This is a genomic window from Actinomadura sp. 7K507 (assembly GCF_004348425.1).
Lineage (GTDB): Bacteria > Actinomycetota > Actinomycetes > Streptosporangiales > Streptosporangiaceae > Spirillospora.
Genome location: NZ_SMKK01000130.1, coordinates 1 through 26,052 on the forward strand (window position 1 = coordinate 1; position 26,052 = coordinate 26,052).

The 26,052-nt window shown below is 71.8% G+C and carries 29 protein-coding genes and 1 pseudogene; 23 read left to right on the forward strand and 7 right to left on the reverse strand.

Features of this window, described 5'->3' with window-relative positions:
• Positions 1-233: 233 nt before the first annotated feature.
• From E1285_RS26470 to E1285_RS26480, 3 genes are all read left to right on the forward strand, one after another.
• Positions 234-1,856 carry an AMP-binding protein gene (locus E1285_RS26470; protein WP_132156678.1) on the forward strand — a complete coding sequence of 541 codons (1,623 nt, stop codon included), beginning with the start codon at positions 234-236 and terminating at the stop codon, positions 1,854-1,856.
• Positions 1,857-1,928: 72 nt separating this feature from the next.
• The gene (locus E1285_RS26475) at positions 1,929-2,717 is read left to right on the forward strand and encodes a TIGR03084 family metal-binding protein (protein WP_132156680.1); all 789 of its coding nucleotides are present in this window, start codon (positions 1,929-1,931) and stop codon (positions 2,715-2,717) included.
• A gap of 79 nt (positions 2,718-2,796) precedes the next feature.
• Positions 2,797-3,258, forward strand: coding sequence for a universal stress protein (locus E1285_RS26480; protein WP_132156682.1), 462 nt, complete (start codon positions 2,797-2,799; stop codon positions 3,256-3,258).
• 20 nt (positions 3,259-3,278) lie between these two features.
• Here E1285_RS26480 and E1285_RS26485 read toward each other — a convergent pair whose 3' ends face one another.
• Positions 3,279-3,791 (reverse strand): O-acetyl-ADP-ribose deacetylase, encoded by a 513-nt coding sequence (locus E1285_RS26485; RefSeq protein ID WP_132156684.1) that lies wholly within the window; start codon positions 3,789-3,791, stop codon positions 3,279-3,281.
• Between the two features lie 259 nt (positions 3,792-4,050).
• Here E1285_RS26485 and E1285_RS26490 point away from each other — a divergent pair, with 259 nt between their 5' ends.
• Positions 4,051-4,926 carry an NAD(P)-dependent oxidoreductase gene (locus E1285_RS26490; RefSeq protein WP_132156687.1) on the forward strand — a complete coding sequence of 292 codons (876 nt, stop codon included), beginning with the start codon at positions 4,051-4,053 and terminating at the stop codon, positions 4,924-4,926.
• A 37-nt stretch (positions 4,927-4,963) separates the two neighbouring features.
• On the opposite strand, the gene E1285_RS26495 is transcribed toward E1285_RS26490, so the two are convergent.
• The gene (locus E1285_RS26495) at positions 4,964-5,743 is read right to left on the reverse strand and encodes a class III extradiol ring-cleavage dioxygenase (RefSeq protein ID WP_165966771.1); all 780 of its coding nucleotides are present in this window, start codon (positions 5,741-5,743) and stop codon (positions 4,964-4,966) included.
• Positions 5,744-5,833: 90 nt separating this feature from the next.
• Between E1285_RS26495 and E1285_RS26500 the strand changes: the two genes are divergently transcribed.
• The 4 genes from E1285_RS26500 to E1285_RS26515 all read left to right on the forward strand — a co-directional run bounded on the left by E1285_RS26500 (position 5,834) and on the right by E1285_RS26515 (position 8,848).
• Positions 5,834-6,322, forward strand: a complete 489-nt coding sequence (locus E1285_RS26500) for a MarR family transcriptional regulator (protein ID WP_132156689.1) — start codon at positions 5,834-5,836, stop codon at positions 6,320-6,322.
• Between the two features lie 122 nt (positions 6,323-6,444).
• Positions 6,445-6,918 carry a hypothetical protein gene (locus E1285_RS26505; protein ID WP_132156691.1) on the forward strand — a complete coding sequence of 158 codons (474 nt, stop codon included), beginning with the start codon at positions 6,445-6,447 and terminating at the stop codon, positions 6,916-6,918.
• Positions 6,915-8,180 carry a sensor histidine kinase gene (locus E1285_RS26510; protein WP_132156693.1) on the forward strand — a complete coding sequence of 422 codons (1,266 nt, stop codon included), beginning with the start codon at positions 6,915-6,917 and terminating at the stop codon, positions 8,178-8,180. The genes E1285_RS26505 and E1285_RS26510 overlap by 4 nt, the downstream gene beginning before the upstream one ends.
• A gap of 20 nt (positions 8,181-8,200) precedes the next feature.
• Positions 8,201-8,848, forward strand: a complete 648-nt coding sequence (locus E1285_RS26515; RefSeq protein ID WP_132156727.1) for a response regulator transcription factor — start codon at positions 8,201-8,203, stop codon at positions 8,846-8,848.
• Positions 8,849-9,051: 203 nt separating this feature from the next.
• Here E1285_RS26515 and E1285_RS26525 read toward each other — a convergent pair whose 3' ends face one another.
• Positions 9,052-9,690, reverse strand: a complete 639-nt coding sequence (locus E1285_RS26525) for a TetR/AcrR family transcriptional regulator (RefSeq protein ID WP_243723070.1) — start codon at positions 9,688-9,690, stop codon at positions 9,052-9,054.
• A gap of 116 nt (positions 9,691-9,806) precedes the next feature.
• On the opposite strand from E1285_RS26525, the gene E1285_RS26530 reads away from it, so the two are divergent.
• Together E1285_RS26530 and E1285_RS26535 are read left to right on the forward strand one after the other, a co-directional pair.
• Positions 9,807-10,634: a class I SAM-dependent methyltransferase gene (locus E1285_RS26530; protein WP_132156695.1), complete on the forward strand. Its 828-nt coding sequence runs from the start codon at positions 9,807-9,809 to the stop codon at positions 10,632-10,634.
• A gap of 52 nt (positions 10,635-10,686) precedes the next feature.
• Positions 10,687-11,304, forward strand: coding sequence for a TetR/AcrR family transcriptional regulator (locus E1285_RS26535; protein ID WP_132156697.1), 618 nt, complete (start codon positions 10,687-10,689; stop codon positions 11,302-11,304).
• Positions 11,305-11,309: 5 nt separating this feature from the next.
• On the opposite strand, the gene E1285_RS26540 is transcribed toward E1285_RS26535, so the two are convergent.
• Complete coding sequence (locus E1285_RS26540) at positions 11,310-11,996, reverse strand: YoaK family protein (protein ID WP_132156699.1); 687 nt, start codon at positions 11,994-11,996, stop codon at positions 11,310-11,312.
• Between the two features lie 204 nt (positions 11,997-12,200).
• Between E1285_RS26540 and E1285_RS26545 the strand changes: the two genes are divergently transcribed.
• The gene (locus E1285_RS26545) at positions 12,201-12,704 is read left to right on the forward strand and encodes a DUF1269 domain-containing protein (RefSeq protein ID WP_132156701.1); all 504 of its coding nucleotides are present in this window, start codon (positions 12,201-12,203) and stop codon (positions 12,702-12,704) included.
• On the opposite strand, the gene E1285_RS26550 is transcribed toward E1285_RS26545, so the two are convergent.
• Both E1285_RS26550 and E1285_RS26555 read right to left on the reverse strand, forming a co-directional pair.
• Complete coding sequence (locus E1285_RS26550; RefSeq protein ID WP_207946841.1) at positions 12,673-14,619, reverse strand: APC family permease; 1,947 nt, start codon at positions 14,617-14,619, stop codon at positions 12,673-12,675. The two genes, E1285_RS26545 and E1285_RS26550, sit on opposite strands and share 32 nt — an antisense overlap.
• Positions 14,606-15,817, reverse strand: coding sequence for an ammonium transporter (locus tag E1285_RS26555; protein WP_132156703.1), 1,212 nt, complete (start codon positions 15,815-15,817; stop codon positions 14,606-14,608). Before E1285_RS26555 ends, E1285_RS26550 begins: the two co-directional genes overlap by 14 nt.
• Positions 15,818-16,054: 237 nt before the next feature.
• Between E1285_RS26555 and E1285_RS26560 the strand changes: the two genes are divergently transcribed.
• From E1285_RS26560 to crcB, 10 genes and pseudogenes are all read left to right on the forward strand, one after another.
• Positions 16,055-17,038, forward strand: a complete 984-nt coding sequence (locus tag E1285_RS26560) for an urea transporter (RefSeq protein ID WP_132156705.1) — start codon at positions 16,055-16,057, stop codon at positions 17,036-17,038.
• A 21-nt stretch (positions 17,039-17,059) separates the two neighbouring features.
• Positions 17,060-17,371: an urease subunit gamma gene (locus tag E1285_RS26565; protein ID WP_132156707.1), complete on the forward strand. Its 312-nt coding sequence runs from the start codon at positions 17,060-17,062 to the stop codon at positions 17,369-17,371.
• Complete coding sequence (locus E1285_RS26570) at positions 17,368-18,213, forward strand: cobalamin biosynthesis protein CbiX (protein WP_132156709.1); 846 nt, start codon at positions 17,368-17,370, stop codon at positions 18,211-18,213. Before E1285_RS26565 ends, E1285_RS26570 begins: the two co-directional genes overlap by 4 nt.
• Positions 18,203-18,505, forward strand: a pseudogene (gene ureB, locus E1285_RS48425) (urease subunit beta); the annotation flags it as partial. The gene E1285_RS26570 and the pseudogene ureB, both read left to right, overlap by 11 nt.
• Positions 18,506-18,669: 164 nt before the next feature.
• On the forward strand, positions 18,670-20,397 hold the full coding sequence (gene ureC, locus E1285_RS26580) for an urease subunit alpha (protein ID WP_132156713.1): 1,728 nt from the start codon (positions 18,670-18,672) through the stop codon (positions 20,395-20,397).
• 13 nt (positions 20,398-20,410) lie between these two features.
• Complete coding sequence (locus tag E1285_RS26585; RefSeq protein ID WP_132156715.1) at positions 20,411-21,121, forward strand: urease accessory UreF family protein; 711 nt, start codon at positions 20,411-20,413, stop codon at positions 21,119-21,121.
• Between the two features lie 37 nt (positions 21,122-21,158).
• Complete coding sequence (gene ureG, locus E1285_RS26590; RefSeq protein ID WP_132156717.1) at positions 21,159-21,791, forward strand: urease accessory protein UreG; 633 nt, start codon at positions 21,159-21,161, stop codon at positions 21,789-21,791.
• Positions 21,776-22,810: an urease accessory protein UreD gene (locus E1285_RS26595; protein ID WP_243723072.1), complete on the forward strand. Its 1,035-nt coding sequence runs from the start codon at positions 21,776-21,778 to the stop codon at positions 22,808-22,810. Before ureG ends, E1285_RS26595 begins: the two co-directional genes overlap by 16 nt.
• Positions 22,807-23,301, forward strand: coding sequence for a CrcB family protein (locus E1285_RS26600; RefSeq protein WP_132156719.1), 495 nt, complete (start codon positions 22,807-22,809; stop codon positions 23,299-23,301). Before E1285_RS26595 ends, E1285_RS26600 begins: the two co-directional genes overlap by 4 nt.
• Positions 23,298-23,669, forward strand: a complete 372-nt coding sequence (gene crcB / locus E1285_RS26605; protein WP_243723073.1) for a fluoride efflux transporter CrcB — start codon at positions 23,298-23,300, stop codon at positions 23,667-23,669. The genes E1285_RS26600 and crcB overlap by 4 nt, the downstream gene beginning before the upstream one ends.
• Here crcB and trpS read toward each other — a convergent pair whose 3' ends face one another.
• Positions 23,670-24,686 (reverse strand): tryptophan--tRNA ligase, encoded by a 1,017-nt coding sequence (trpS, locus tag E1285_RS26610; RefSeq protein WP_347814104.1) that lies wholly within the window; start codon positions 24,684-24,686, stop codon positions 23,670-23,672. It abuts the gene before it with no gap.
• Positions 24,687-24,933: 247 nt separating this feature from the next.
• On the opposite strand from trpS, the gene E1285_RS26615 reads away from it, so the two are divergent.
• Positions 24,934-25,434 carry a MarR family winged helix-turn-helix transcriptional regulator gene (locus E1285_RS26615; RefSeq protein WP_132156723.1) on the forward strand — a complete coding sequence of 167 codons (501 nt, stop codon included), beginning with the start codon at positions 24,934-24,936 and terminating at the stop codon, positions 25,432-25,434.
• A 48-nt stretch (positions 25,435-25,482) separates the two neighbouring features.
• Positions 25,483-26,052 (forward strand): MFS transporter (locus E1285_RS26620; RefSeq protein WP_243723075.1); only part of this gene is annotated, 570 nt, incomplete at its 3' end.

Sequence of the window (26,052 nt, forward strand, 5' to 3'; positions counted from 1 at the left end):
GGGTGGCCGCGATCCAGCGGTCCACCCGGCGCAGGCGGTTGGGGGCGGTGGTGCCGCGGGTCACCTCCCCCCGCGGCTTCCGGGCTGGGGGCACCGGGTAATTATTCTGTCTCGTCCGCCATGCCTTGTACCGTCCGCCGCCCTGTACCGTCCGCCGACGCCGGGGACCCGCCGAACGAGATTCGGTAAGCCATCGGTTACGGTGCTGTCGACGCCGTCCCCGAGGAGTGCCGATGCTCGACCTGGCGACCCTGCACGAGGCCATCGCCGCCGCAGTCCCCGACCGGGAATGCCTGGTCTGGCGCGACCGCCGGATGACCTGGCGCGAGATGTCCGAGCGGACGCGGCGGCTGGCGAACGTCCTGCACGGGCACGGCCTGGGTCTGCGCGAGAACGGCCCGCAGGGCGGGCGGGCACCCGAGCCGTGGGAGTCGCCCCACGATCACCTGGCCCTCTACCTGCACAACGGTCCGGAGTACCTGGAGGGCCTGGTCGGCGCGCACAAGGCCCGGCTCGCGCCGTTCAACGTCAACTACCGCTACGTCGACGACGAACTCGCCTACCTCTTCGCGGACGCCCGCCCGGCGGCGGTCATGTACCACGCGCGGTTCGCGCCGGTGATCGGCCGCGTGGTCAAGGGGCTCGACAGTCCGCCGCTGCTCCTCCAGGTGGCGGACGAGTCCGGGGAGGACCTCCTGCCCGGCGCGCTGGACTACGAGCGGGCCCTGGCGCAGGCGTCCGCCGAGCCGCTCACCGGCGTGCGCCCCGAGGCGACCGACCTGCAAATCCTCTACACCGGCGGGACGACCGGCATGCCGAAGGGCGTGCTGTGGCGGATCGGCGACCTGATGCTCGGACCGCTGGGAATGCGGCGCCGCGACGGCTCGCCGCTCACCGACCTGGACGAGGTGGTCGGCCGGGCCGTCAAGGGCGAGCACCGCGTGCTCGTCGGCCCGCCGCTCATGCACGGCGCGGGCACGTGGTCGTCCCTGGGCGGCTGGTGCGGCGGCGCGTGCGTGATCTTCCCCGACCGGGTGGACGGCCTGGACGCCGCCGACCTGATGGCCACCGCCGAGCGGGAGCGCGTCACCCGGATGCCGCTGGTCGGAGACGCCTTCGCCCGCCCGGTCGTCGAGGCCCTGGAGGCCCGCGACCACGACCTCGGCTCGCTGCGGTCGATCGTCAACTCGGCGGCCGCCATCAGCCCGGCCGTCAGGGAACGCCTCCGCGAACTCCTCCCGCACACCCGCGTCGTGAACATCGTCGGGTCGTCGGAGTCGGGCTTCCAGGTCGCCGGCGACGGCTCGTCCGCGCGGACGTTCATGCCGATGCCGGGCACGGCCGTGCTCAGCGCCGACCGGTCCCGCCGCCTCGCGCCGGGCGAGGACGAGATGGGCTGGCTGGCCAAAGGCGGCGAGTCGATCCCCCTCGGCTACCTCGGCGACCCGGTGAAGACCGCCTCGACGTTCCTCACGATGGACGGCGAGCGGCTGGTCGTGCCGGGCGACCGGGCGCGGCTCCTCGCGGACGGGACCGTCGAGGTCCACGGACGGGAGGCCACGACGATCAACACCGGCGGGGAGAAGGTGTTCGCGGAGGAGGTCGAGAACGTCCTGCGCGGGCTGCCCGGCATCGCGGACGCGCTGGTGGTCGGCCGCCCGAGCGAACGCTGGGGCACCGAGATCGTCGCGGTGGTCCGTCCCGCCGGGGCCGCCGGCGACGAGGAACTGCGCGAGCGCTGCGCCGCCCAGCTGGCCCGCTACAAGATCCCGAAGGCGTTCGTCCGCACCGACGACGGCCTGCGCCTGCCCAACGGCAAGGCCGACTACGCCGCCGCCCGCGCCCTCCTCGGCTGAACGAAATACACCCGTTCCGTTTTGTCGGAACACGTCCTGTACGGGCGCGGAGCGCCGCGAGATCCTGACGCCATGCCGGACCTGAACAGCCTGCTCACCGACCTGGCCGACGAGGGCGACTCCGTCGACGCCCTCGTCGCGCCGCTGCCCGCCGCCCGCTGGGCGGACCCGACCCCGGCCGAGGGCTGGACGATCGCGCACCAGATCGCCCACCTCGCCTGGACCGACGAGCAGGCGCTCGTCGCGGCCACCGACGCCGAAGCGTTCGCGAAGCTCATCGAACAGGCCCTGGCCGACCCCGAAGGGTACGTCGAGGCGGGCGCTCAGGAAGGCGCCGCCGAGGTTCCCGCCGCTCTCCTCGCCCGCTGGCGCGACGGGCGGCGCCGCATGGTCGACGCCCTGGCCGCCGTCCCCGCCGGGACCCGCCTCCCCTGGTTCGGGCCGCCGATGGGCGCGGCGTCCATGGCGACGGCGCGGCTCATGGAGACCTGGGCGCACGGCGAGGACGTCGCCGACGCGCTGGGCGCACGGCGCGAACCCACGCACCGGCTCCGGCACGTCGCCCACATCGGCGTCCGGACCCGCGGCTTCTCGTTCCGCAACCGCGGCCTGGAGCCGCCCGCCGAGGAGATCCGCGTCGTCCTGAAGAGCCCCGCCGGCGAGGAGTGGACCTGGGGCCCGCCGGACGCCGCGCAGTCGGTCACCGGCCCCGCGCTCGACTTCTGCCACCTGGTCGCCCAGCGCCGCCACCGCGACGACCTCGCCCTGACCGTCGCCGGCGCGGACGCCGACCGCTGGATGGACATAGCCCAGGCCTTCGCCGGCCCGCCCGGCCCCGGCCGCTCCCGGGAAGCGACCTGACCCCCGAGACCCGTCGCTGCCTGGGGTGATGTTGGGCACTTCCGTGTTCAGGCGGGGCGGAGTTGGAGAGGTGTTCGGTATGACGATCCTTATTGCGTATGACGGCTCTGAAGACGCGCGGTCAGCCGTGGAGTACACGGCGCGGCATTTCCGAGCCGAGCCGACCGTCGTCATGACCGTGTGGGAGCCGCTGGTGGCGCAGATCAGCTTGGCGCCGCTGGCGGCGGCGATTCCCGTGGCCGGCGGCCAGGACGCCGATTTCGAGGAGGCGAAGCAGGCCGAGCGCCTCGCGCAGCAGGGCGCCGACATCGCCCTCGCCGCGGGACTGACCGAGGTGACGATCCGCGCCGAGCGCGGCGACGGGCCGGTCTGGGCGGCCATCGTGGACGTCGCGGACGAGCTGAACGCCTCGCTCGTCGTCACCGGGTCGCGGGGGCTGGCGGGCGCCCGGTCGGTGATCCTCGGCAGCGTCTCGACACGTGTTCTGCATCACGTCCGGCGTCCGACGCTGGTGGTCCCGCCGCCGAAGGAGGAGGACTGAGCATCCTGAGTACCGAGCGGCTAGGTCACCCCGGCGGCGCGTTCGAAGGCGGCGTAGGCGTCCGGGGTGAAAAGGACGAAGCGGGCGTCGGTGACCTTCGTCGGGGTGGCGCCGACGGTCCCGACGGCGATGCGGGCCGCGTCGTCCATGGGCCAGCCGTAGATGCCCGCGGACACGGCGGGGAACGCGATCGAGTCGACACCGAGCTCGTCGGCGACCCGCAGGGACTCGCGGTAGCACGAGGCGAGCTGGGCGGAGCGGTCGTCGGAGGCGGAGTAGACCGGGCCGACGGTGTGGATGACCCATGCGGCGGGCAGCCGGCCGCCGGTCGTCGCGACCGCCTGGCCCACCGGGAGGCCGCCGCCGTAGTGCGACGCGCGCAGCTTGCGGCACTCGTCCAGAATTTCCGGGCCGCCCCTCCGGTGGATCGCGCCATCGACCCCACCACCGCCCAGAAGGGACGAGTTGGCCGCGTTCACCACCGCCCCGACCTCCTGCTCAGTGATGTCGCCCTGGACGAGAGTGATCTTCATGTCCGCCGTTCCTCCGCTGTGACCGAACCCCATCAGAAGAGAAGAATTCTCTTCCGGGCCGGTCGCGAAACGCGTTCGGGCGCTTCCCGGCGGTACGCTCATGGCGGACGTGGCACCGGGGGAGGTGCGCTTCGTCCGACTTCGTCCGGCCGGGACGCGGGGGCACGATGCGGAACGCCGGACGTGACCATTGAAAGAGAGACTGCCTATCCTGCCGTCGAGACGACCACAAAGGCGTGAAAGTCGTGGAGGTACCCCCTTGAAGATTCTCCTCGCCGGAGCGACCGGAGTCGTCGGTCGCCGGCTGATCCCGCTGCTCGTCCAGGCGGGCCACGAGGTCGCAGGGACGACGCGCCGCCCCGAACGCGCCGGGACGCTTCGCGACCTCGGCGCCACGCCGGTGATCGTGGACGTTCTCGACGCCGCCGCCGTGCGCAAGGCCGTGGCGGCCGAGCGCCCGGACGCGGTGATCCACCAGCTCACCGACCTGAGCGACGAGGACTTCGCGGCCAACTCGCAGCTTCGGATCGAGGGCACCCGCAACCTGGTCGAGGCCGCGCTGACCGCGAACGTCGAGACCATGATCGCGCAGAGCATCGCGTGGCTGTATCTCCCCGGGGACGCGCCGGCCACCGAGACCGACCCGCTCGACACGTCGCTGCCGCCGTACGAGGGCGTCGCGGCGCTCGAGAACGCGGTCGCGCAGATGCCGCGCGGGGTCGTGCTGCGGTACGGCGCGCTCTACGGGCCCGGCACGTGGTACGCGCCGGACGGCGCGATCGCCGAGCGGGTGCGGGCGGGCAGCCTGCGCCTCGCGCCCTCGTCGTGGACGTCGTTCGTGCACGCCGACGACGCCGCGTCGGCGGCGCTGGCGGCGCTCGACTGGCCGGCGGGCGCGGTCAACATCGTCGACGACGAGCCGGCGACGACGGCCGACTGGCTGCCGGTCTACAGCGCGGCGCTCGGCACGGCCTCGCCGGGCAGCGCGGGGAAGCACGCCGCCACGACGGGCCGTCCGGTGTCCAACGCCAAGGCGCTGAACCTCGGCTGGAAGCCGCAGGTCGCGTCCTGGCGCACGGGCTTCTCCCAGATGGACGGCGCCGCCGCGATGAACGGCGCCGCCCCGGCGGAGTGACGCCCGGCCCCGTCCCCGGGAGGCGTCCCAGGCGGGGTCAGCCGAACTGGAACGAGCGCTTCGCCAGCCCGTACCAGTAGCCGTCGATGACCGACCGGCGTCCCGACGGGCTGTCCGCGCCGTTCTCCAGGCCGGCGCCGAGGGACATGAACAGCGGCGCGAAGTGCTCGGTCCTCGGGTGCGCCATGCGGGCCGCCGGGGCCTTGTCGCGGAAGTCGAGCAGGGCGTCGATGTCGCCGCCCTGAACGGCCTTGTCCGCCCACTCGTCGAACTCCGCCGACCACGCGGGCGCGGCGACGTCCGAGGGAAGCCTCATGTCGATCTCTCGCAGGTTGTGCGTCGTGAACCCGCTCCCCACGATGAGGACGCCCTGGTCGCGCAGCGGCGCGAGGGACCGTCCGATCTCGAAGAGCCGCGCCGGCTCCAGCGTCGGCATGGACATCTGCAGCACGGGGACGTCGGCGCCGGGATACATCTCCACCAGCGGCACGTAGGCGCCGTGGTCCAGGCCCCGCGTCTCGTCCTGGTGCACGCCGGGAACGAGCTTGCGCACCTCGTCGGCCAGTTCAGGGGCACCGGGCGCGTCGTAGCGGACCTTGAAGTACTTCTCGGGGAAGCCCCAGAAGTCGTAGACGAGCGGCACCCGGCGGGTCGCGCCGATGCTCAGCGGCGCCTCCTCCCAGTGCGCGGACACCATCAGGATCGCCTTCGGCTCGGGCAGGCCGGCCGACCAGCGGGCCAGTTCGCCGGTCCACAGGGAGTCGTCCGCGAGGGGCGGGGCGCCGTGGCTGAGGTACAGGACGGGCATCCGGTTCATGACATCTCCCTTACTTGATACTTCAACATACTCAGATTTAGTTGAACATTCAAGCCTTGAGGATTCAATCTTCCAGGTACGCTGGGATCCATGACGGACACACGGTGGCTCGACGCCGACGAGCAGGAGACCTGGCGCGCCTTCCTGTGGACGTCGCGCCTGCTCAACGAGGTCCTCGAGCGGCAACTCCAGCGCGACTCGGGGATACCGCACACCTATTACATGATCCTGGCGATGCTGTCTGAGTCCCCCGGACGCTCCCTGACCATGACGGAGCTGGCGGAGATCGTCCACTCGTCGCCGAGCCGCCTCTCCCACGCCGTCAACCGGCTGGAGGAGGCCGGGTGGGTGCGCCGGACCAAGCACGCCACCGACCGCCGCACCACGCTCGCCGAACTGACCGACGACGGCTTCGCGGTTCTCGCCGATGCCGCACCCGGCCACGTCACCGAGGTCAGGCGCCGCCTGTTCGACCCGCTGACCCGCGAGCAGATGCTGGAGTTCCGCGAGACCCTCCGCGCCCTCCTGGAGGCCCTCGACCCCGACCACGAGGCCCCCTGCGCCCGCGACCTCGGCTGATCAACGCCCCGACAGCGGGATTCGGCTAACCGAACCCCCATGGGCGTGGTTCCACGATCGACCTGGGCGGTGCCGGGGAAAGAGCCTGGAGACACCTGTTCGTTCAGATGACGAGGTGTTCCATGACGATCTCCGTTTCCGGCGTCGCCGTCCCTTCACGTTACGGCCGGACGCTGTGGCTGCGGTCCGCGTACGCGGTCGCGGCCCTCCCTGCCGCCATCGCCTCGCTGACCGGCGCACCCGTCCAGGCTTCGCTCGCTCGCCGTCTCCTGGACGTCGAGCCAGAGCACGCGGGACGCTTCTCCACGATCCTCGCCGCGCTGTTGTCTCTGCCCCTCAACGCTCTGTCGCTGGTGTTGGCGGGATACGGCTGGGCCATCGTCGTCCTCAACCTGCTGTACCCGGGACGGTGGCTCATCGGGATGGGCGGCTCGCTCGACGACGCTTGGGGCGGACCCACTCTCGCCGGGGCCTGGGCCGTCCACGCTTCGGGCGGGCTCGTCATGCTGCTATTGATGCCGGTCATCCTGAAGTACGCCACCGCGCTCCAGGAACGGCTCATGCTGCGAGTTCTGGGCGGGACGATGGACCGATGAAGCCGTTGCTGCGCAGCGCCGGGGCGGACACCCTCTACCTGCTCGCGAAGGCTCCGCTCGCACTGGCCGGTTTCTGCTACGCGCTCCTCTCGGCCGTGTTCGGCGGGGTCCTGTCGGTCACCCGGCTCGGCGGCCCGGCGACGGCGGCGGTACTGCGCGGCGCCCGCAGGTTCGGCGCGCTGCACCGGGGCCTCGCGGCCGTCCTCCTGGACGAGCACGTGCCCGCGCCGGAGCGGCCCCGGACGCGGGCCGGGCTGCGAGCCTGGGTGCGCGCCGCGCATGACGGCACCGGCTACCGGGCGTTCCTGCATCTGCTGGCCGGGCTGCCGCTGGCGCTGCTCGGCATCGTCACGGTGCTCGTGACCTGGGTGTACGGGTTCCTCCTGCTGACGTATCCGATCCAGCGGTCCCTTCACCTCAACGAGATGACCACGCGCGACTCCAGCGGCGGGCTGAGGAGCGGCTGGTCGGTCGGCGACTTCTACTTCGACACCTGGCAGCGCAGCCTCCTGGTCGCGCTGGCGGGCGCCGTCCTGCTGCTGCTCGCGCCGCACGCCGTCCGGCTGGCCGCCCGGCTGGACGTGGCCGTTCTGCGCTCGCTGCTCGGCCCCCGTCCCCGCGACTCCCGTATCCGCGACCTGGAGGAGAGCCGGTCTTACGCGGTGGAGGACGCGGCCGCGACCCTCCGCCGGATCGAGCGCGACCTGCACGACGGCGCCCAGGTACGGCTCATCTCGCTGACCATGACGCTCGCCGCGCTGAAGGAGACGCTGCCGAGGGACGCGCCCAGCGCCACCCGTCGGCTGGTGGACGACGCGCACACCGGGGCCCGCGCGGCGATCTCCGATCTGCGCGAGCTGGTGCGGGGCATCCATCCGGCCGTCCTGGACAAGGGCCTGGACGCGGCGCTCGCGACGCTGGCCGCCCGCAGCCCGGTCCCGGCGGAGCTGGAGACGGACCTGCCGGAACGCCCGTCCGCGGCCATCGAGTCGATCGCGTACTTCTGCGCGTCCGAGCTGCTCGCGAACGCGGCCAAGCACGCTTCGGCCCGGCGCGTGACCGTGGCGGCCACCGAACCGGGCGACGGCACGCTGCGGCTGGCCGTGACCGACGACGGGGACGGCGGCGCGCGGCCCCGTCCGGGCGGCGGCCTGGCCGGGCTGGCGGAGCGGGTGCGTACGGTGGACGGCGAGCTGCACCTGGACAGCCCCGCAGGAGGACCGACCACCGTGACCGTCACGCTCCCCCTCCGCACGACATGACCGGCCCGGACGCCCGCGGACTGCGCGTGGTCATCGCCGAGGACGCCGTGATCCTGCGGGACGGCCTGGCGCACCTGCTCGGCCTGCGCGGGCACGAGGTCGTGGCGGGTGTCGGCGACGCGGCGTCGCTGCACGCGGCCGTGGCCGAGCACCGGCCGGACGTCGCGGTGATCGACATCCGGATGCCGCCTGCGTACACCGACGAGGGCCTGCACGCCGCGATCGAGCTGCGCCGGGAACGTCCCGAAACGGGTGTCCTGCTCTTCTCGCAGTACGTGGAGACGCGGTACGCGGCCGAGTTGCTCGCCTCCTCCCCGGCGGGCGTCGGCTACCTGCTGAAGGAGCGGGTGTCCGACCTGGACGACTTCGTGGACGCGCTGACCCGCGTCGCCTCCGGCGGCACCGCCCTCGACCCGGAGGTCGTCGCGCACCTGCTCGGCGCGTCCCGTCCCGCGGCCGGACTGGGCGCGCTGACGCCCCGCGAGCGGCAGGTGCTGGGCCTGATGGCGGAGGGACGGACGAACGCCGCGATCGCCGCGTCCTTCGTGGTCACGGAGCGGGCCGTCGAGAAGCACGTCGCCAACATCTTCACCAAGCTCGGCCTCGCGGCGACGGGCACCGACCATCGCCGCGTCCTGGCGGTGCTGCGCTACCTGGATTCGTCCTGAGCGGCACCGAACTCGATCCTGTGTGACTTCGCGCCGGGGTAGCGGGGTCGGGACGCGGCGGATTCGGCGCCTGCGACTGCATGCCGACCAGATGCTTGATCGCGTCCAGGACCGGCAGCGCATGCCGCTCCAGGAGCATCTGCCGGGCCAGCAGCGCACGGTTCAGCGCCCTGCGCCCCAGGACCGGGGCGGCGGCGACGGAATCAGTCGTCATAGCGTCCCCGGAGCTCCTGCCAGGTGGGGGGTGGGCCCGGAAGCTCCTGTGCGCCGGTCACGTGCATCGCGTCCAGCATGAGGGCGAGGTAGCGGTGCTGCAGGAGATTCATGCGCTCGTCGTCGCCGATCCGGATGCCGTGCAGGTATTCCAGCGTGACCGAGACGTCCCCGACCTCGATCTCGGGCCGCAGTGCGCCCGCCTCCTTGGTGCGCTCCAGCAGCCGCGTCGTCGCGAGGTGGATCTCCTGCCCCTTGCGGCTCATGTCCTCGGTGACTTCGAAGCTGCCCGCGAGCCGCAGGGTGAGCGAGCCGGCGCCGATGTCCAGGCAGCGGCGCATGAACCCGGCGAACGCCTCCCAGGCGTCGCCGTCGTCGTCCAGCGCCGCCTCCACTTCGGCGAGGTAGCGGTCCATGCCGTCGTCGGCGAGCTTCTGGAGCAGTTCGTCCTTGCTCTTGTAGCGGCGGTACAGCGCGCTGATCCCCACCCCGGCGTGCTCGGCCACCGCCGAGATGGGCGCCCCGGGGTCGGCGGTGAACACCGCCCGCGCCGCCTGCCGGATGATCTCGTCGTTGCGCGCCGCCTGCGCCTTGCGCCCGCTCATGGGCACCCGCGCCGTGGTCTCCATGCACACCATCCTAGCGGAACGAAGAATTCCGTTCTATCGAACCCGGGCACACGGCCACTTGACTCCGGGTTCTATATGAACCTATGTTCATGAACATGCGTTCACGAGGAGGAGACATGGGAGACGGCAAGGCGGGCGCCATCGTCAACACGGCGCAGTACGAGGCATGGAACGGCTACGAAGGGCGGCACTGGGCCGATCACCACGACCGGTACGACGCCGGGAACGGCGGGTTCAACGAGTTCCTGCTGGACGGCGCGGCGATCGGGCCGCGCGACCGCGTCCTCGACGTCGGCTGCGGAAGCGGGCAGGTCACCCGGCTCGCGGCCGAGCAGGCACGGTCCGGCGACGCGACCGGCGTGGACCTGTCCGCGCCGATGCTCGCCCGCGCGCGGTCCCTCGCCGAGGAGCAGGGCGCCACGAACGTCACGTTCGAGCAGGGCGACGCGCAGATCCACCCGTTCCCCGAGGCCGCGTTCGACGTCGCGGTCAGCCGGTTCGGGGTCATGTTCTTCGCCGATCCGATCGCCGCGTTCGGCAACATCCGGCGGGCGCTGCGCGAGGACGGCCGCCTGGCGTTCCTGTCGATGGCGCCGATCGGCGAGAGCGACCTCGGAACGGTCCTCGCCGCGCTTCCGTCGCGTGAGGAGCCCCCGATCGGGCATCACGGGCCGCTGTCGCTGTCCGATCCCGACCGCGTCCACGAGGTTCTGGAGGGGGCCGGGTTCCGCGACGTGGCCTGCCGCCGGGTGAAGGCCGAGCAGATCGAGGGACGGGACGCACGCGACGCGGGCGAGTTCTTCGCCGGCTGGGGGCCGATCCGCTACAACTACGGCGAGAGCGAGGAGCTGGTCGACCTCCTCACGGAGGCGATGCGGCCGTTCGAGCGGGACGGCGCCGTCCGGCTGCGGGGCACCGCCTGGCTGGTCACGGCGCGCGCATGAGACGGGCCGGGGGCGCGCGGGATTTGGTGCCGTCTCAATACGATGCGGGGTGATGTCACCTCGAAAAGCGGCCGCGCTGCGCGCCGGCGACCGGACGTTGCGCGAGCATCTGATCGCCACGGCCGAGCAGATGATCTCCGAGCGGGGGACGGCGGGCCTGACCGTCCGGGCGATCGCGCGTGCGGCCGGTGTCGCCGACGGCGTCCTCTACAACCATTTCGCCGACAAGGAAGAGCTGCTCGCCCACGCCATGCGTGCGCGCGTCGAGGCCGTCGCGCGCACGCTGCCGCCGCTGCCCGAGCCCGGCGCCGCGACGGTCGAGGCGAACCTGCGCGTCTACGTCGAGCACGGGCTGCTCCTGCACGACGGGATCCTGCCGGCGCTGGCCGGGCTGCTCGCGCACCCCGAGGTCCTGGCCCGGTTCGCGGCGCTGAACGGCGGAGGCGGGGACTGGCGCGGGCGGCTCGCCGGCTACCTGCGGGCCGAGCGCGACCTCGGCCGCCTCGCCCCGGACGCCCGGGTGGACGCGGCGACCTCCATGATCGTCGGGGCGTGCCACGAGCCGGTCCTGTCGGTACTGCTGCAAGGCCGCGGCGCCGCCCACCGGGTCTCCGCGGAGGCCGTGGACGACCTGGTGACCGCCGTCCTCGACGGCCTCGCCCGGCGTTAGGCGCCTCAGCCCCATCTTTCGGCGCCCTCCTGCCGCGCGGTGAAGTAGCCGCCGGCCGAGACCGCCGCCAGCACCGCGGCTCCGGTCCACAACGCGGTCGCCACGCCGAGGTGCCTGATCAGCAGCGCTCCGGTCATCGCCCCCAGCAGCAGCGCCGCGACCGAGAGGGCGCGCTGCGCGGCCTGCCTCCTCGACTGGGAGCGTTCGGCGACGAGGGAGGCCATCGCGGTCGTGATCACGACCGTCCTGAAGCCGGGCACGGCGAGGCGCAGCGCGAGGGAGACCTGCCATCCCATCGCGGTGGCCAGCAGCGGGATCAGCGTCCAGCGCTCGAACGCCGGGCTGTGGCCGGCCACCGTCACCAGCAGGGCGGCGGCGCCGAGGCCGCACGCCTGGACGGCGGCCCCCACCGACAGCAGAAGGCCCCGGTGCATGACCCGCGTCAATGCCGTCCGGCCACCGAGAGCCGCCCCGACACAGAAGAAGACGCCGGAAACGGTCGTCGCCACCAGCACGCCCGACGCCTCACCGCTTCCGCCGAGCCGCAGGCCGAGGAAGATGACGTTCCCGGTCATGTTCGCGACGAAGACGTTGCCGAACGCGAGGTAGGTGACCGCGTCCACCAGCCCGGTGATGGCCGTGAGCATGATGAGGAACACCGGCAGCGGACCGTGGTCGCGTTTTTCGGGCACCCGTCATCAGCTACCCTCCCGCCCTCCGCCGCGACCCCAGGGAAACGCAATCGGTCGGCAAAGGCGAGCCGGGCGGGTCCCTTGGCTCGGACATCGCCGAAACTTCGGGCGGAATTGGCCGGAGGCCGGGAGTTCCTGGTGAATTTCGGAGGTAGGTAGCGATTGCAGTATTTCGGTATCGCCAGCGGCCCACCGGGGGAACCCATGAGTGACCTGATCGCCATCGCCTACGACGACCTGGGGAGTGCCGAGCAGGCGCGCGCCAAGCTCGCCCAGCTCCAGAAGGAGCACGTGATCGAACTCGCCGACATGGTCATCGTCGAGCACCGGGAGAAGGGGAAGATCAAGCTTCACCAGGCCAGGAACCTGACCGCCGCCGGTGCGCTGGGAGGCGCCGCCTGGGGCGGCCTCATCGGCCTCCTCTTCCTCAACCCGCTGCTCGGCATGGCTCTCGGCGGCGCGACCGGGGCCGCGGTCGGGTCCTCCACCGATGTCGGGGTCGATGACGAGTTCATGCGCGACCTGGGCCGCCACCTCCTGCCGGGGACGGCGGCGCTGTTCCTGCTCGTGGACAAGCGCAACCCCGACAAGGTGATCCCCGAGATGGCCCCGCTCGGCGGGCAGCTGATCCGGACGTCCCTGACCGACGAGGACGAGCAGCACCTCCGCGAGGCGATCAAGGCGGCCCGGACGCACCAGCCCGCCTGACGCGATCACCCGAAACCCGGTAGGGCTCCATGCACACCGGGACGCCCGGGACGTGTTCACGGACGGCCTCCGCCAGGAGCAGGCTCCACTGGTCGTAGAGGAACCGGTAGCGAGGACGGTTCGACTCGACGATCGGGATGAGCACCAGGTGGGGGCCGTCCTCTCGCGCGACGGCCTGCCTGACGTACTCCACGACGGGACGGATCTTCGTGTCCCGCGGGCTGTGCAGGATGTCCAGCCGCACTCCGGGGTCCCACCGGTCCCACCGCTCCCGGAGGGCGCGGGTGCGGTCCTCGCCGGAGGACACGGCGACCGCGACGACGTCGCCGCTCAGGCTGAGCGCGGTGCTCAGGGCCTTTCCGGTCATCGCTCCGAGGTCGTCCACCGGGACGATGATCCGCCAGTCCGCGCGGGTCCCGTCCGGGCGCTCCGCGGGGATGCGGCCGAGCCCCAGTTCCCTGCCGACGCGGTCGTAGTAGTGGCGGATGCGGGCGAACAGCAGCATCAGCAGCGGCACCGTGACGACGACCACCCACGCGCCCTCGCCGAACTTCGTGACCAGCAGGACCAGGGTGGCGACCCCGGTGAGGGCCGCGCCGGTCCCGTTCAGCAGCGCGGTGCCGGCCCAGCGCGGCGGGCGCAGCCGCGCCCAGTGGAGGACGAGCCCGGTCTGGCTGATCGTGAACCCGGTGAACACGCCGATGGCGAACAGCGGAAGCAGGCTGTGCGTGCGGGCGTCCACGGCGGTCAGCAGCAGCGCGGCGGCGGCCGCGACGGCGAGCACGCCGTACCGGTGCACCGGGCGTTCGCCGCGCAGCGTGAACAGGTGGGGCAGCCTGCGGTCCTCGGCGAGCAGGCTGAGCAGGACGGGCAGGCCGCCGAAGCTGGTGTTGGCGGCCAGCGTCAGCGCGAGCGCGACGACGATGCTCGCCGCCTGGTACAGCCAGCCGGTGCCGAGGGCGCCGGCGGTGAGCTGCGCGAGGAGCGTCACGCCCTCGCGCGGGGCGAGGACGTCCCGCCGGATGAGCAGGGCCAGCCCGATGAGCATCGCGCCGAGCAGCGCGCCCAGCATCAGCTCGGTGCGCTGCGCCCGCGCGACGCGCGGCCTGCGGAACATCGGCACGCCGTTGGCGATGGCCTCCACGCCGGTCAGGGCGGCGCAGCCGGCCGAGAACGCCTTGAGCATGAGCATGAGGCCCAGTGCCTCGTGGGCGTGCGGGGCGGGCGCCCCGCCGACGGACGCGACCGGGTGGCCCCGGATCAGCCCGGCCGCGACGATGCCGAAGATGGTGACGATGAACAGCAGGGTCGGCACCATCAGGAACCGGGCGCTGTCGGTGATCCCGTACAGGTTCACCGCGGTCAGCACCAGCAGGACCGCCAGCGACACCGCCAGCAGGTGCGGCCGCAGCGCGGGGAACGCCGAGGCGAGGGCCGCGGCGCCCGCCGCCAGGCTGACGGCCACGGTGAGGACGTAGTCGATGACCAGGGCCGCGGCGGCCAGCAGCCCCATCCGGGGCCCCAGGTCCGACTTCGCCACCGCGTAGGAACCCCCGCCGTCCGGGTGTGCGGCGATCACCTGCCGGTACGACACCACCAGGACGGCCAGCAGTCCGGCGATGGCCAGCGTGACCGGCAGGGTCAGGCGCGTCTGCAGGACGCCCGCGGTGACCAGCACGAGAGCGATGGCCTCGGGACCGTACGCGACGGAGCTGAGGGCGTCCAGCGACAGCGCGACCAGGCCCTGCGCGCTGGTCAGGTGGCTCTTGTCGCCTTCTCCGTGCCGCCGCTGGAGCTTGGGACGCCGCGCTCCCGCGAGCGGTCCGCGTGCGTGCACGAGGGCGCGGCCGGGGGCGTGGGCCGGTGCGGCGTCCTCGCCGACCGGGCCGGGGCGTCCGGCGTCAGTCGTCGGCAAACGCGGCGTCCATCCCCTGGGCCTGTTCCTCCTCGGTCATCCGCATCCGGAAGAGGCGGTCGATGATCTTGCCGATGACGAAGGTGACGACGAAGGCGTAGAGGCCGACGGCGAGCACCGCGACGACCTGCTTGCCCAGCACCGACGGGGAGCCGCCGTAGAACAGGCCCGCCGAGCCGCGCTCCCAGCCGGTGGCCAGGAAGCCGAGCGACACGACCCCGACGATCCCGCCGGCGCCGTGGATGCCGACGACGTCCAGGGTGTCGTCGTATCCGGCGACGAGCTTCAACTCCACCGCGTATGTGCACACGACGGCGGCCACGACGCCGATGAAGAAGGCTCCCTCGACGCTGACGAAGGCGCACGACGGTGTGATGGCGACCAGCCCGGCGAGCGCTCCGCTGGACGAGCCGAGCCTGGTCAGGCGCCGGGACCGGAGCCATTCCACCGCCCGCCAGGTCAGCATCCCGGAGCAGCCCGCGATCATCGTGCTGACGAACGCCCGGGTCGCGAGCGCGCCGTCGCTCAGCGCCGAGCCGGCGTTGAATCCGAACCAGCCGAACCACAGCAGGCCGAGGCCCAGCAGCACGAACGGGATGTTGCCCGGACGAGGTCCTTCCCCGCGCCTGAACGCGACGCCGGGCCCCAGCGCGAGCGCCATGGCGAGCCCGGAGATGCCGGAGTTCAGCTCGACGACCAGGCCGCCGGCGAAGTCCATCACGCCCCATTTGCTGAGCCAGCCGGTGTCGGCGAACACCCAGTGCGCGATGGGGAGGTAGACCAGCGTCACCCACACGATGACGAAGAGGATCCACGGCCCGAATCTCGTGCGGCCCGCGATCGAGCCGCTGATGAGCGCGACGGTGATGATCGCGAAGGTCAGCTGGAAGCACGCGTAGATCTGTTCCGGGATCTGACCCTGCAGCGCGTCCGGTCCGATGTTGCCGAGACGCCAGTCGCCCCAGCCGATGATCCCGGCACCGCCGACGTCATCGCCGAACGCTATTCCGTACCCGTAGAGGAACCACAGGATCGTGACGAGGCTGATGCAGATGAAATTCATGTACAGCATCGACAGCATGTTCTTCGAGCGGACCATTCCGCCGTAGAAGAAGGCGAGCCCTGGGGTCATTAGGAGCACCATTGCGGTGCTCACCATGAGCCAAGCGGAATCGCCCGTGTTGAACTGGGTCGACATGTAGAACCAATCGGTCGATCCGTCTCCCCCCGAGACCTGCGGCGGGAACACTTCCGCCCCTAATGGTTCGCATCTGACGCTGGGGCAAACTCGACATTCCATGACTTGGTCAACAATTTGCGATGACCGATTTTTGTGGCGGGAGAACGCGGGAACTGTGCTGGTTGTCGCCCAGCCACAGGAATGCCGGGGTGCCGCACGCCCGAACATGGTTTTCCCGACGATCGGAGAGCACCGATGGCGTCACCACCGCTGTCCTCGGACACGCGCACCGAGGAGCGGAAGCCGGCGGCGCCGCAGCCGAAGGAAGCTCTCCTGACGATTCCGCGCGGCATCGCCCAGGTCGACTTCCAGAGCAGCGTCTGGACCGGGTTGATCTTCCTCATCGCGCTGTTCGTCGGCGGCTGGCAGTTCGGCGCCTTCGCGCTGCTGGGCGTCGTGACCGCCACCGTGACGGCGTATCTGCTCGGGGTCTCCTGGAAGGACCGCGTCTCCCTGGGCCTCGAAGGCTTCAACGGGACGCTCATCGGCGTCGCGCTGGTGCTCTACCTGGGCGCGACCTGGTCGACGGTCGCACTGGTCATCGGCGGGGCGGTCGCCGGCAGCGTGCTCACCTCGGCCATGAACGCCGTGCTCACCCCGTACAACCTGCCCACCTTCACCGCGCCGTTCTGCGTCGTCGCGCTGGTGCTGGCCATCGGCGCGCCGTCGTACGCGCGGGTGTGGGCCGACCACTCCAACACCGCTCCGCCGTCGGCCACCGACCCCGGCACCGCGATGACGTGGCACGACTTCTGGCACGGCTTCTTCAACGGAGTCGGGCAGGTGTTCTTCCAGGACGAGTGGTACGTGGGGCTGATCTTCCTGATCGGGCTGGCGGTGGCGAGCCGGCTGGTCGCGGCGGCGGCGGCCGTGTCGAGCCTCATCGGCCTGCTGACCGGGTGGTGGCTCGGCGCGCAGGCGGCGGACCTCGGCGCGGGCCTGTACGGCTACAACGCGGTGCTGACCGGTATCGCGCTGACCGGGACGTTCGTCGTGCTCAGCCGCGCCGGTCTCATCTACGCGGCGATCGGGGCGGCGACCGCCGCGGGCCTGACCGCCGGTCTCACCAACCTTTTCAACGTGGTCGGCGGCCACACCCTGACCTGGCCGTTCGTGCTGGTCACCTGGGTGTTCCTGGCCGCCGTCCCACTCTTCTCCAAGATCCGGCGGGCCACGTGAGGGGCTCGGAAAGGGGCATCGATGAACCTGTCACCACGAGAGATCGACAAGATGCAGATCTTCACCGTCGCGCAGATGGCCGAGAAACGCAGGCAGCGCGGCCTGAAGCTCAACCACGGCGAGGCCGTGGCGCTGATCAGCTCCGCCATCGTCGAGGCCGCCCGGGACGGCAAGTCGGTCTCCGACTGCATGGAACTGGGCAAGCAGATCGTCGGGCCGGACGACGTGATGCCGGGCGTCCGCGGCATGATGCAGCTGATCCAGGTCGAGTGCGCGTTCGACGACGGGACCAAGCTCGTGTCCTGCCACGACCCGGTCGGCGCCGGCGCGTGACGGGATCTCCCGGACGCGCCGTCCTGCCGGTCGGAGGCCACGAGAGCATCGCCGCCGGTGCGGCCCCGGTCACCATGCCCGGGGCCGGCGAGATCCGCGGCCCCGGAAACGGACTGCGGGCCGCGCTGGCGGACCGGCGGCGCGCGGTCGTGGTGCCGATGACGCTGGGCCGCGACCCCGATCTCGCGCCGGCGTCCGCGCAGACCCTGGCCTGGGCGGCGCGCGACAGGCCGCGGGGCGACCTGCTGCTCGCCGCGCCGCTCGGCACGGTGACGCATCTCGTGGGCTGGATCCGCGCGGCGGTCATGCGTGCCGCGCGAACCGGGGACGGCGCGTACCCAGATTCCGGCTCCACCACCGGCTCCACCACAGGGGCCGTCCTGCTCGTCGCACCGGCCGCGGGGCCCGACGCCGACGCGGAGCTGTTCAAGGTCGCGCGGCTGGTCTGGCACTACCTGCCCGTCCACCGGGTGGAGGTCGCCCTGGACGGCGGCGAGCCCGGGGCCGCCGAAGGGGTGGAGCGCTGCCACCGCCTGGGGGCCCGCGAGGTCACGCTGGTCCCGGCCTCGTTCGTCCCGCCTCCGGCGTGCCCCGGAGCGGTCTCCGCCGGGCCGCTGCTCCGGCCGGCGGCCATCTCGGCCCTGATCCGCGAACGCGTCGCGGAGGCGGAGCGCCGCTGGGAGCGCGACGGCGACGACGGCCTTGCCGTGGCCACCCGTCACGGGCATTCCCATTCCCATTCTCATTCCCACGATGCGGGAAATGGGCACCAGCACCATCACCATGCTTTTCCCGAAAACACCGAGACGACCCTGGAGGGGGCGGCGGCTCATGGCGGATGACGTCTACATGTTCGGCGAAGGAAAGATCGAGCTCAACGCCGGTCAGCGCAGAGAGACGCTGACCGTGCAGAACACCGGCGACCGGGCCATTCAGATCGGGTCGCATTTCCACTTCTTCGAGGTCAACCGGGCGCTGAGCTTCGACCGCGAGAAGACGTTCGGAATGCGCCTCGACATCCCGGCGGGCACCGCCGTCAGGTTCGAGGCCGGAGACACCAAGGAGATCCAGCTCGTCGAGTACGGCGGAGGCATGCGCATCGTCGGATTCGGCGGCCTGCTCAACGGCAGCGTCCGTTCCGGGGCGGCGCGGGAGGCCGCGATCAGCCGGATGCACGAGTGGGGCTACCTGGACAGCGAGATGCCGGGCGGCAACGGATCCGGCAACGGGCACAAGGCCCCCGCCGAGCGCTCCAAGCGCTCGAAGGCGGGCGCGGGCCGATCGAAGAAGGGCTGACGATGGCGACCACGATCACCCGCGAGAAGTACGCGGGCATGTACGGCCCCACCGTGGGCGACCGGATCCGCCTGGCGGACACCAACCTGGTCGTGGAGGTGGAGAAGGACTACAACGAGGGCCACTACGGCGACGAGACCCAGTACGGCGGCGGCAAGACGGCCAGGGACGGCATGTCCGCGGACCCGGCCTCGCTGAACGCGACGACCACCCTGGACACGGTCATCACCAACGCCGTGATCATCGATCCGCTGCTCGGCGTCGTCAAGGGCGACATCGGGATCAAGGACGGGCGGATCGCCGGGGTCGGCAAGTCCGGCAACCCGCACACGCAGAACGGGGTGGACCGGCGCCTGATCGTCGGCGTGGGCACCGAGGTGATCTCCGGGGAGAACCTCATCGCCACGGCCGGCGCGATCGACACCCACGTCCACTTCCTCGCGCCGCAGCAGGCGCAGCACGCCCTCAGCAACGGCATCACCACGCTGCTGGGCGGCGGCACGGGACCCGCCGACGGGTCCCGCGGGACCACCTGCACGCCCGGGCCGTGGAACATCGCCCGGATCCTTCAGGCGTACGAGGACATCCCGATCAACATCGCCGTCTACGGCAAGGGCAACGGCAGCCTGCCCGGCCCGCTGGACGAGCAGCTGCGCGCGGGCGCGTGCGGGCTGAAGGTGCACGAGGACTGGGGCTCGACGCCCATGGTCATCGACACCGCCCTGCGCGTCGCCGACGACCACGACGTGCAGGTCTCCATCCACACCGACACGCTGAACGAGGGCGGGTTCGTGGAGGACACGATCAACGCGATCGACGGCCGCGCGATCCACACCTACCACTCCGAGGGGGCGGGCGGCGGGCACGCGCCCGACATCCTGCGCATCACCTCGGAGCCCAACGTGCTGCCGGCGTCGACCAACCCGACGCTGCCCTACACGATGAACTCGGTGGACGAGCTGCTGGACATGACGATGGTCTGCCACCACCTCAGCTACGACGTCCCCGAGGACCTGGCGTTCGCCGAGAGCCGCGTCCGCGCCGAGACCATCGCGGCGGAGACGGTGCTCCACGACCTCGGCATCATCAGCATCATCGGCTCGGACTCGCAGGCGATGGGGCGGGTCGGCGAGTCGGTCACCCGGGCCTTCCAGGTCGCCCACCACTGCAAGGACCAGCGCGGCAGCCTGCCCGGGGACTCCTCGCGCAACGACAACCAGCGCGTGCTGCGCTTCCTGTCCAAGGTCACCATCAACCCGGCCCGTACCAGCGGTATGGCCGACGAGATCGGGACGCTGGAGGACGGCAAGCTCGCCGACATCGTGCTGTGGCCGATCCACTCCTTCGGGGCCAAGCCGTCCATGGTCGTCAAGGGCGGGCTGATCAGCTGGGCGCAGATGGGCGACCCGAACGCCTCGCTGCCCACCCCGCAGCCGGTCTACCTGCGGCCGACCTACGGGGGGTACGGCAGGGCGCTCCGGTCGACCTGCGTGACGTTCATGTCCGACGCGGCGATCTCCGAGGACGTCCCGGAGAAGCTCGGGCTGGAGCGGATCATCAAGCCGGTGCGGCAGTGCCGCACCGTCGACAAGCGGCACATGATGTACAACTCGACGCTGGCCGAGGTCCAGGTGGACCCGGAGACCTACCGGGTCACGGTGGACGGGGATCCGGTGTCCATCGAGCCGGCCAGCAAGCTGCCGCTGAACCGGCTGCACTTCATCGCATGACAGGCCGGTTCGAATGACGGGCATACCGCCGGAGACCGGTGAGCTGGAGGCGCTGCTGGCGCAGCTCCAGCTCACCGATTCCGGCTTCCCCAGCGGGCTCTACACGCTGTCGCACGGGCTGGAGGGCCATGTCCAGCTCGGTATGACCGGAGCCGAGGACCTGCGCGACCTTGTGTCGGACCTGGTACGGGCGGCGGGCACCGGGGACGCGGCGGCACTGGCGCTGGCGCACCGCGCGGTGACCGCCGACGACTGGGACCTGCTTGTGGAGACCGACCGCAGACTTCACGCCATCAAGCTCAGCCGGGAGCAGCGGACGGCCTCGGTGCGCACCGGGCGGCAGGTCCTGGACACCGCCGGCCCGGCGTTCGGCTCGGCCCCGGCGGCCCGGCTGGCCGCCCTGGTCGCGGACGGCGCGACGCCCGGCACGCACCCGGTCGTCGTGGGGACGATCCACGCGGGCCTCGGGGTGCCCGTCCGGGACGCGGTGGCGAGCGACCTGTACGCCTTCACCGCGAGCTGCGCGGCGGCGGGGGTGCGGCTCGGCCGGATCGACTTCCGGAGGGCGCAGGCGCTGCTCCGCGAGGTCCGGCCGGACGTCGTCCGGGCGGCGGGGGCGGCGCTGGCCGCCCGGGACCCGCGGGACCTGCACGCCACGGCGCCCGCCGCGGACGCGGTCGCGGCCCTGCACGAGCGGGCCGAGACCCGGCTGTTCATCACCTGACCCGATCAAACGCCTGATCAACGATGCGGAGGACGCCATGGAACTGGAGCAGGTCTACAAGATCGGCATCGGCGGGCCGGTGGGGTCGGGGAAGACCGCCCTCATCGAGGCGCTGGTCCCCGTCCTGGTGGAGCGGGGGCACCGGCCCGGCGTGATCACCAACGACATCTACACGCAGGAGGACGCCGAGCAGGTCCGCCGCACGCTGGCGGGCACGCTGGACCCCGAGCGCGTCGTCGGCGTCGAGACCGGGGCGTGCCCGCACACGGCCGTCCGGGACGATCCCACGATGAACCTCGCGGCGGCGTCGGAGCTGCTCGACGGCTTCCCCGACATCGACGTGCTGCTGTTCGAGAGCGGCGGCGACAACCTGACGCTCACGTTCAGCCCGGCCCTCGCCGACGTGTACGTGTTCGTCCTGGACACCGCCGAGGGCGAGAAGATGCCGCGCAAGCGCGGGCCGGGCACCACCGACTCGGACCTGCTGGTCATCAACAAGATCGACATCGCGAAGTACGTGCGCACCGACCTGTCGGTGATGGAGGGCGACGCGCGGAAGGTGCGCGGGACGCGCCCGATCGTGCTGACCGACTGCCTCACCGGGACCGGGGTCGCCGACGTCGCCGACTTCGTCCTGGAGCGGCGGGAGGCGATGTGCTCACCGGCGTGACGGCCCGCCCAGGAGAAGCGAGCGCGCCGGGAGAAGCAGGCGCGCCGGGAGAAGCGAGCGGCCCGGGCGAAGCGGACACCGGGCCCGCGCGGACGGCGCCGGAGCGCTGCGCCCCGGCGTGGCTGCCCGCCGCGGTGGCGCGGCACGCCGCGGTACCGGACACGCTCCCGGTCGGGTCGCCGGGCAAGGTCGGCGTCCTGGAGCTGGGCTTCGCGGTCGCCGGCGGCCGGACGGAGCTGACCGGCCACTTCCAGAAGGCGCCGCTGCACACCACCCGTCCGCTGTACTCGGACCCCGCCCGGCCGGACATGCCGCAGGTGATGTTCATGTCGTCCGGAGGCGGCGTCCTCCAGGGCGACCGGTACCGCATCGGCCTGGAGTGCGGGCCGGGGACGGCCGTGCACTTCACCACCCAGACCGCCACGCGGCTCTACCGGATGGAGCACGACTACGCCACGCAGGTCGTCGAGCTCACCGCCGCGCCGGGCAGCCACGTCGAGTACCTGCCCGCGACGACGATCCCGTTCGGGGACGCGCGGTTCTACCAGCGCATGGACGTCACCGCCGACCCGGAGGCGACCGTCGTCCTCGGCGAGAAGCTGATGGCCGGGCGGCTGGCCCGCGGGGAGCGGCACGCCTACACCGCGTACTGCAGCGACCTGGAGGTCCATGACCCGGACGGCCGCCTCCTGTTCGCGGACCCGGTCCGGCTCGTCCCCGACGAGGACGAGGTGACCGGGCCCGCGGTGATGGGCGGCTTCGGGCTCATGGCGTCCCTGTACGTCGTCACCCGGGCGAAACCCGCCCGGCAGGTCGCGGACGTCATGCACGAGGCGCTCGCCGGGACGGGGCTGCGCGGCGGGGCGAGCGTCCTGCCCGGCGACTGCGGTGCGTGGGTCCGGATGTTCGGCGACCTGTCCCCGGAGGTGGACGCGGCGTTCCTGCGGACCTGGGACGCCGTCCGCCGCCTGCTGCTCGGCGTGCCGGCGAAGGACGTGCCTTTGAAGGACGGGTCATGAGGGGAGCGCTGGCCGGGCGCCTGCACAACCGCGAACGGGCCGAGGCCCGCGTGCTCCACCCGCACAAGGGGCGCCCGCCCGCGCCCGGGGTGAAGCCGCGGGTCATCGCGGAGATCGCGGTGGGAGGGGCGCTCGGCGCACTCGCCCGATACGGCCTCGGCCAGGCGATCCCGACGAGCACCCTGGGCTTTCCCTGGGACACCTTCACGATCAACATGCTCGGCTGCCTCGCCATGGGGATCCTGACCAGCTATCTGCTCAGCGGCCGTCCCCATCCCTGGGCGCGTCCGCTGGCGGTGACCGGATACCTGGGCGGGTTCACCACGTTCTCGCACCTGATCGACGACATCTTCACCCTCGGCGACGGCGGCAAGGTCGGCCTGGGCATCGGCTACGCGGTCGCGAGCGTGGTGCTCGGCTGGGTCGCGATAGCCGTCGGCCTGGTGCTGGGACGGAAGATCCCGCACCACGACCCCGGAGGAACGGCGTGACGACCCTGATCGTGGTGATCCTGGTCCTGGCGGGCGGTGCCGTGGGAGCCACGGTCCGCTATGTCGTGGACGGCTACGTCAAGGCGGCCGCGGGCAAGTCGTTTCCGTGGGGCACGCTCTCCGTCAACCTGCTCGGCGCGGGAATCCTGGGCGCCGTGGGCGGGGCCGGCAGCGGGACCTATGTCGAGGCGCTGATGGGCACCGGCCTGTGCGGTGCCCTGACCACGTTCAGCACCTTCGAACTCGACACCGTTCACCTGATCCAGGACCGTTCCTACACCAAGGCCGCCGTCAACGCCGTCGGCAGCCTGCTCCTGGGCTTCGCGGCGTTCCTCGTGCTCTACCTCCTGTTCAAGGAGCTCACCTGACTAGGACGCCATCGCGGTCCTGACCTCGTCGAGGGTGCGTTCCGCGACGGCGTTGGCGCGTTCGTCGCCCTCGGCGAGGACGCGGCGCAGGTAGGTCCGGTCGGCGGTGAGTTCGGCGCGGCGGGCGCGGATCGGGCGCAGGAACTCGTTGACGGAGTCGGTCACGGCCTTCTTGAGCGCCGCGGCGCCGCCGTCGCCGATCTCGGCGGCGATGGCGTGCGGGTCGCGGTCCTGGCAGAGCGCGGCGAGCAGCACCAGGTTGGAGATCCCGGGACGGGTCTCGGGCGCGTAGGCGATGTGCCGGTCGCCGTCCGTCACCGCGCCCCTGATCAGCCGTGCGGTCTCGTCCGGTCCGGCGGACAGGGCGATGGCGTTGCCGCGGCTCTTGCTCATCTTCTGGCCGTCCGTCCCGAGGAGGCTGGGCGCGGCGGACAGCAGCGCGTCGGGGACGGGGAACACGGGCCCGTAGCGCTCGTTGAAGCGGCGCGCGATCGTCCGGGTGATCTCCTGGTGCGGGAGCTGGTCCCGGCCGACCGGGACGAGGTTCGCCTTGCAGAACAGGATGTCGGCTGCCTGGTGGACGGGGTAGGTGAACATCAGCCCGCTGACCGACGCCTGCCGCGACGCCGCGATCTCGTCCTTCACGGTGGGGTTGCGCTGGAGTTCGGCGACCGACACCAGCGACAGGAACGGCAGCATGAGCTGGTTGAGGGCGGGGACGGCGCTGTGCCGGAAGATCGTCGCGGCGGACGGGTCGATTCCGGCGGCGAGGTAGTCGGCCGTCAGCCCTTCGACGTGCTCGGACAGGTGGTCGGCGATGTCGCGGTCGGTCAGGACCTGGTAGTCGGCGACCAGCACGAACAGCTCGACGCCCGCGCGCTGGAGCCGGACGCGGTTGGCGAGCGTGCCGAAATAGTGGCCGAGGTGGAGCGGGCCGGTGGGCCGGTCGCCGGTCAGGATCCGGAACGCGCCGGGCTCGGCGGCGACGCGCTCCTCAAGGGCGGTGCGTTCTTCCAGGGCGGTTTCCACGGTCTCTCCTCGGATCGGTGTGGCGCCGTCCTGCCGGTACGGGCCGCGTCACCGGGGAAGAGAGAAGGGCCGTCCGGCGGACGGCCCTTGGCATGCGCGCTGCGCGTGAGTGTCGGCCGTCCTTAGGACGGCCACCAGCTCGGGCACGCGGTGCGGTTCATGGCACCAGGATAGACGACGAAATGCAGCTGTTCCTAGATAATCTATAACGAACCCATTTGGGTAGGCTGGAGGCATGACCTCCATGGCCCCGCGCATGTCCCCCGCACGTACCAGTCCGGACCTGTCGTTCCTGCTCGACCACACCAGCCACGTCCTGCGGACCCAGATGGCGGCGGCGCTCGCCGAGATCGGGCTGACGGCGCGCATGCACTGCGTGCTGGTGCACGCGCTGGAGGAGGAGCGCACGCAGGTCCAGCTCGCCGAGATCGGCGACATGGACAAGACGACGATGGTCGTGACGGTGGACGCCCTGGAGAAGGCCGGCCTCGCCGTGCGCCGCCCGTCGTCCACGGACCGGCGGGCCCGGATCATCGCGGTCACCGAGGAGGGGGCGCGGGTCGCCGCGCGCAGCCAGGAGATCGCGGACGGCGTCCACGAGGCGGCCCTCGGCACCCTTCCGGCGGAGCAGCGCGAGGCGTTCCTGGGTGCCATGAACACCCTGGTCGCCGGGCATCTGGCCACCCCGTCGGAGAGCCCGCAGCCGGTACGGCGGGCACGCGAGCGGACAAAATAGTTCCGATAGGGATCGTCTCTAACAAAACCATCTGCTACGGTCGCTTCTGTGTTCCTCAACCAGAAGACGACCGCGCCCTCCTTCCTCCGCTCCCGGTGGGCGGCCCTCGGCGTGCTGTCCACCACCATGCTCATGGCGATCCTCGACGGCAGCATCGTCACCGTCGCCGCCCCCGCCATCCAGAACGACCTCGGATTCTCCCCCGCCGGGCTCAGCTGGATCATGAACGCCTACCTGATCCCGCTCGGCGGCCTGCTCCTGCTCGCCGGACGGCTCGGCGACCTCCTCGGCCGCAAGACGCTGTTCCTCGCCGGAAACGCCGTGTTCACGGCGGCGTCCCTGCTCGCGGGCGCGGCCACCTCGTCCGGCCTGCTGATCGCCGCCCGGTTCGCGCAGGGCGTCGGCGGCGCCCTCGCCACCGCCGTCGTCCTCGGCATCCTCGTCACGCTGTTCACCAACGCCCGCGAACGCACCATGGCCATCGGGATCTTCAGCTTCACCGGCGCCGCCGGCGCGTCCATCGGCCAGGTCCTCGGCGGTGTCCTCACCGACGCGCTGAGCTGGCACTGGATCTTCTTCATCAACCTGCCGATCGGCCTCGCCACGATCCTGCTGGCC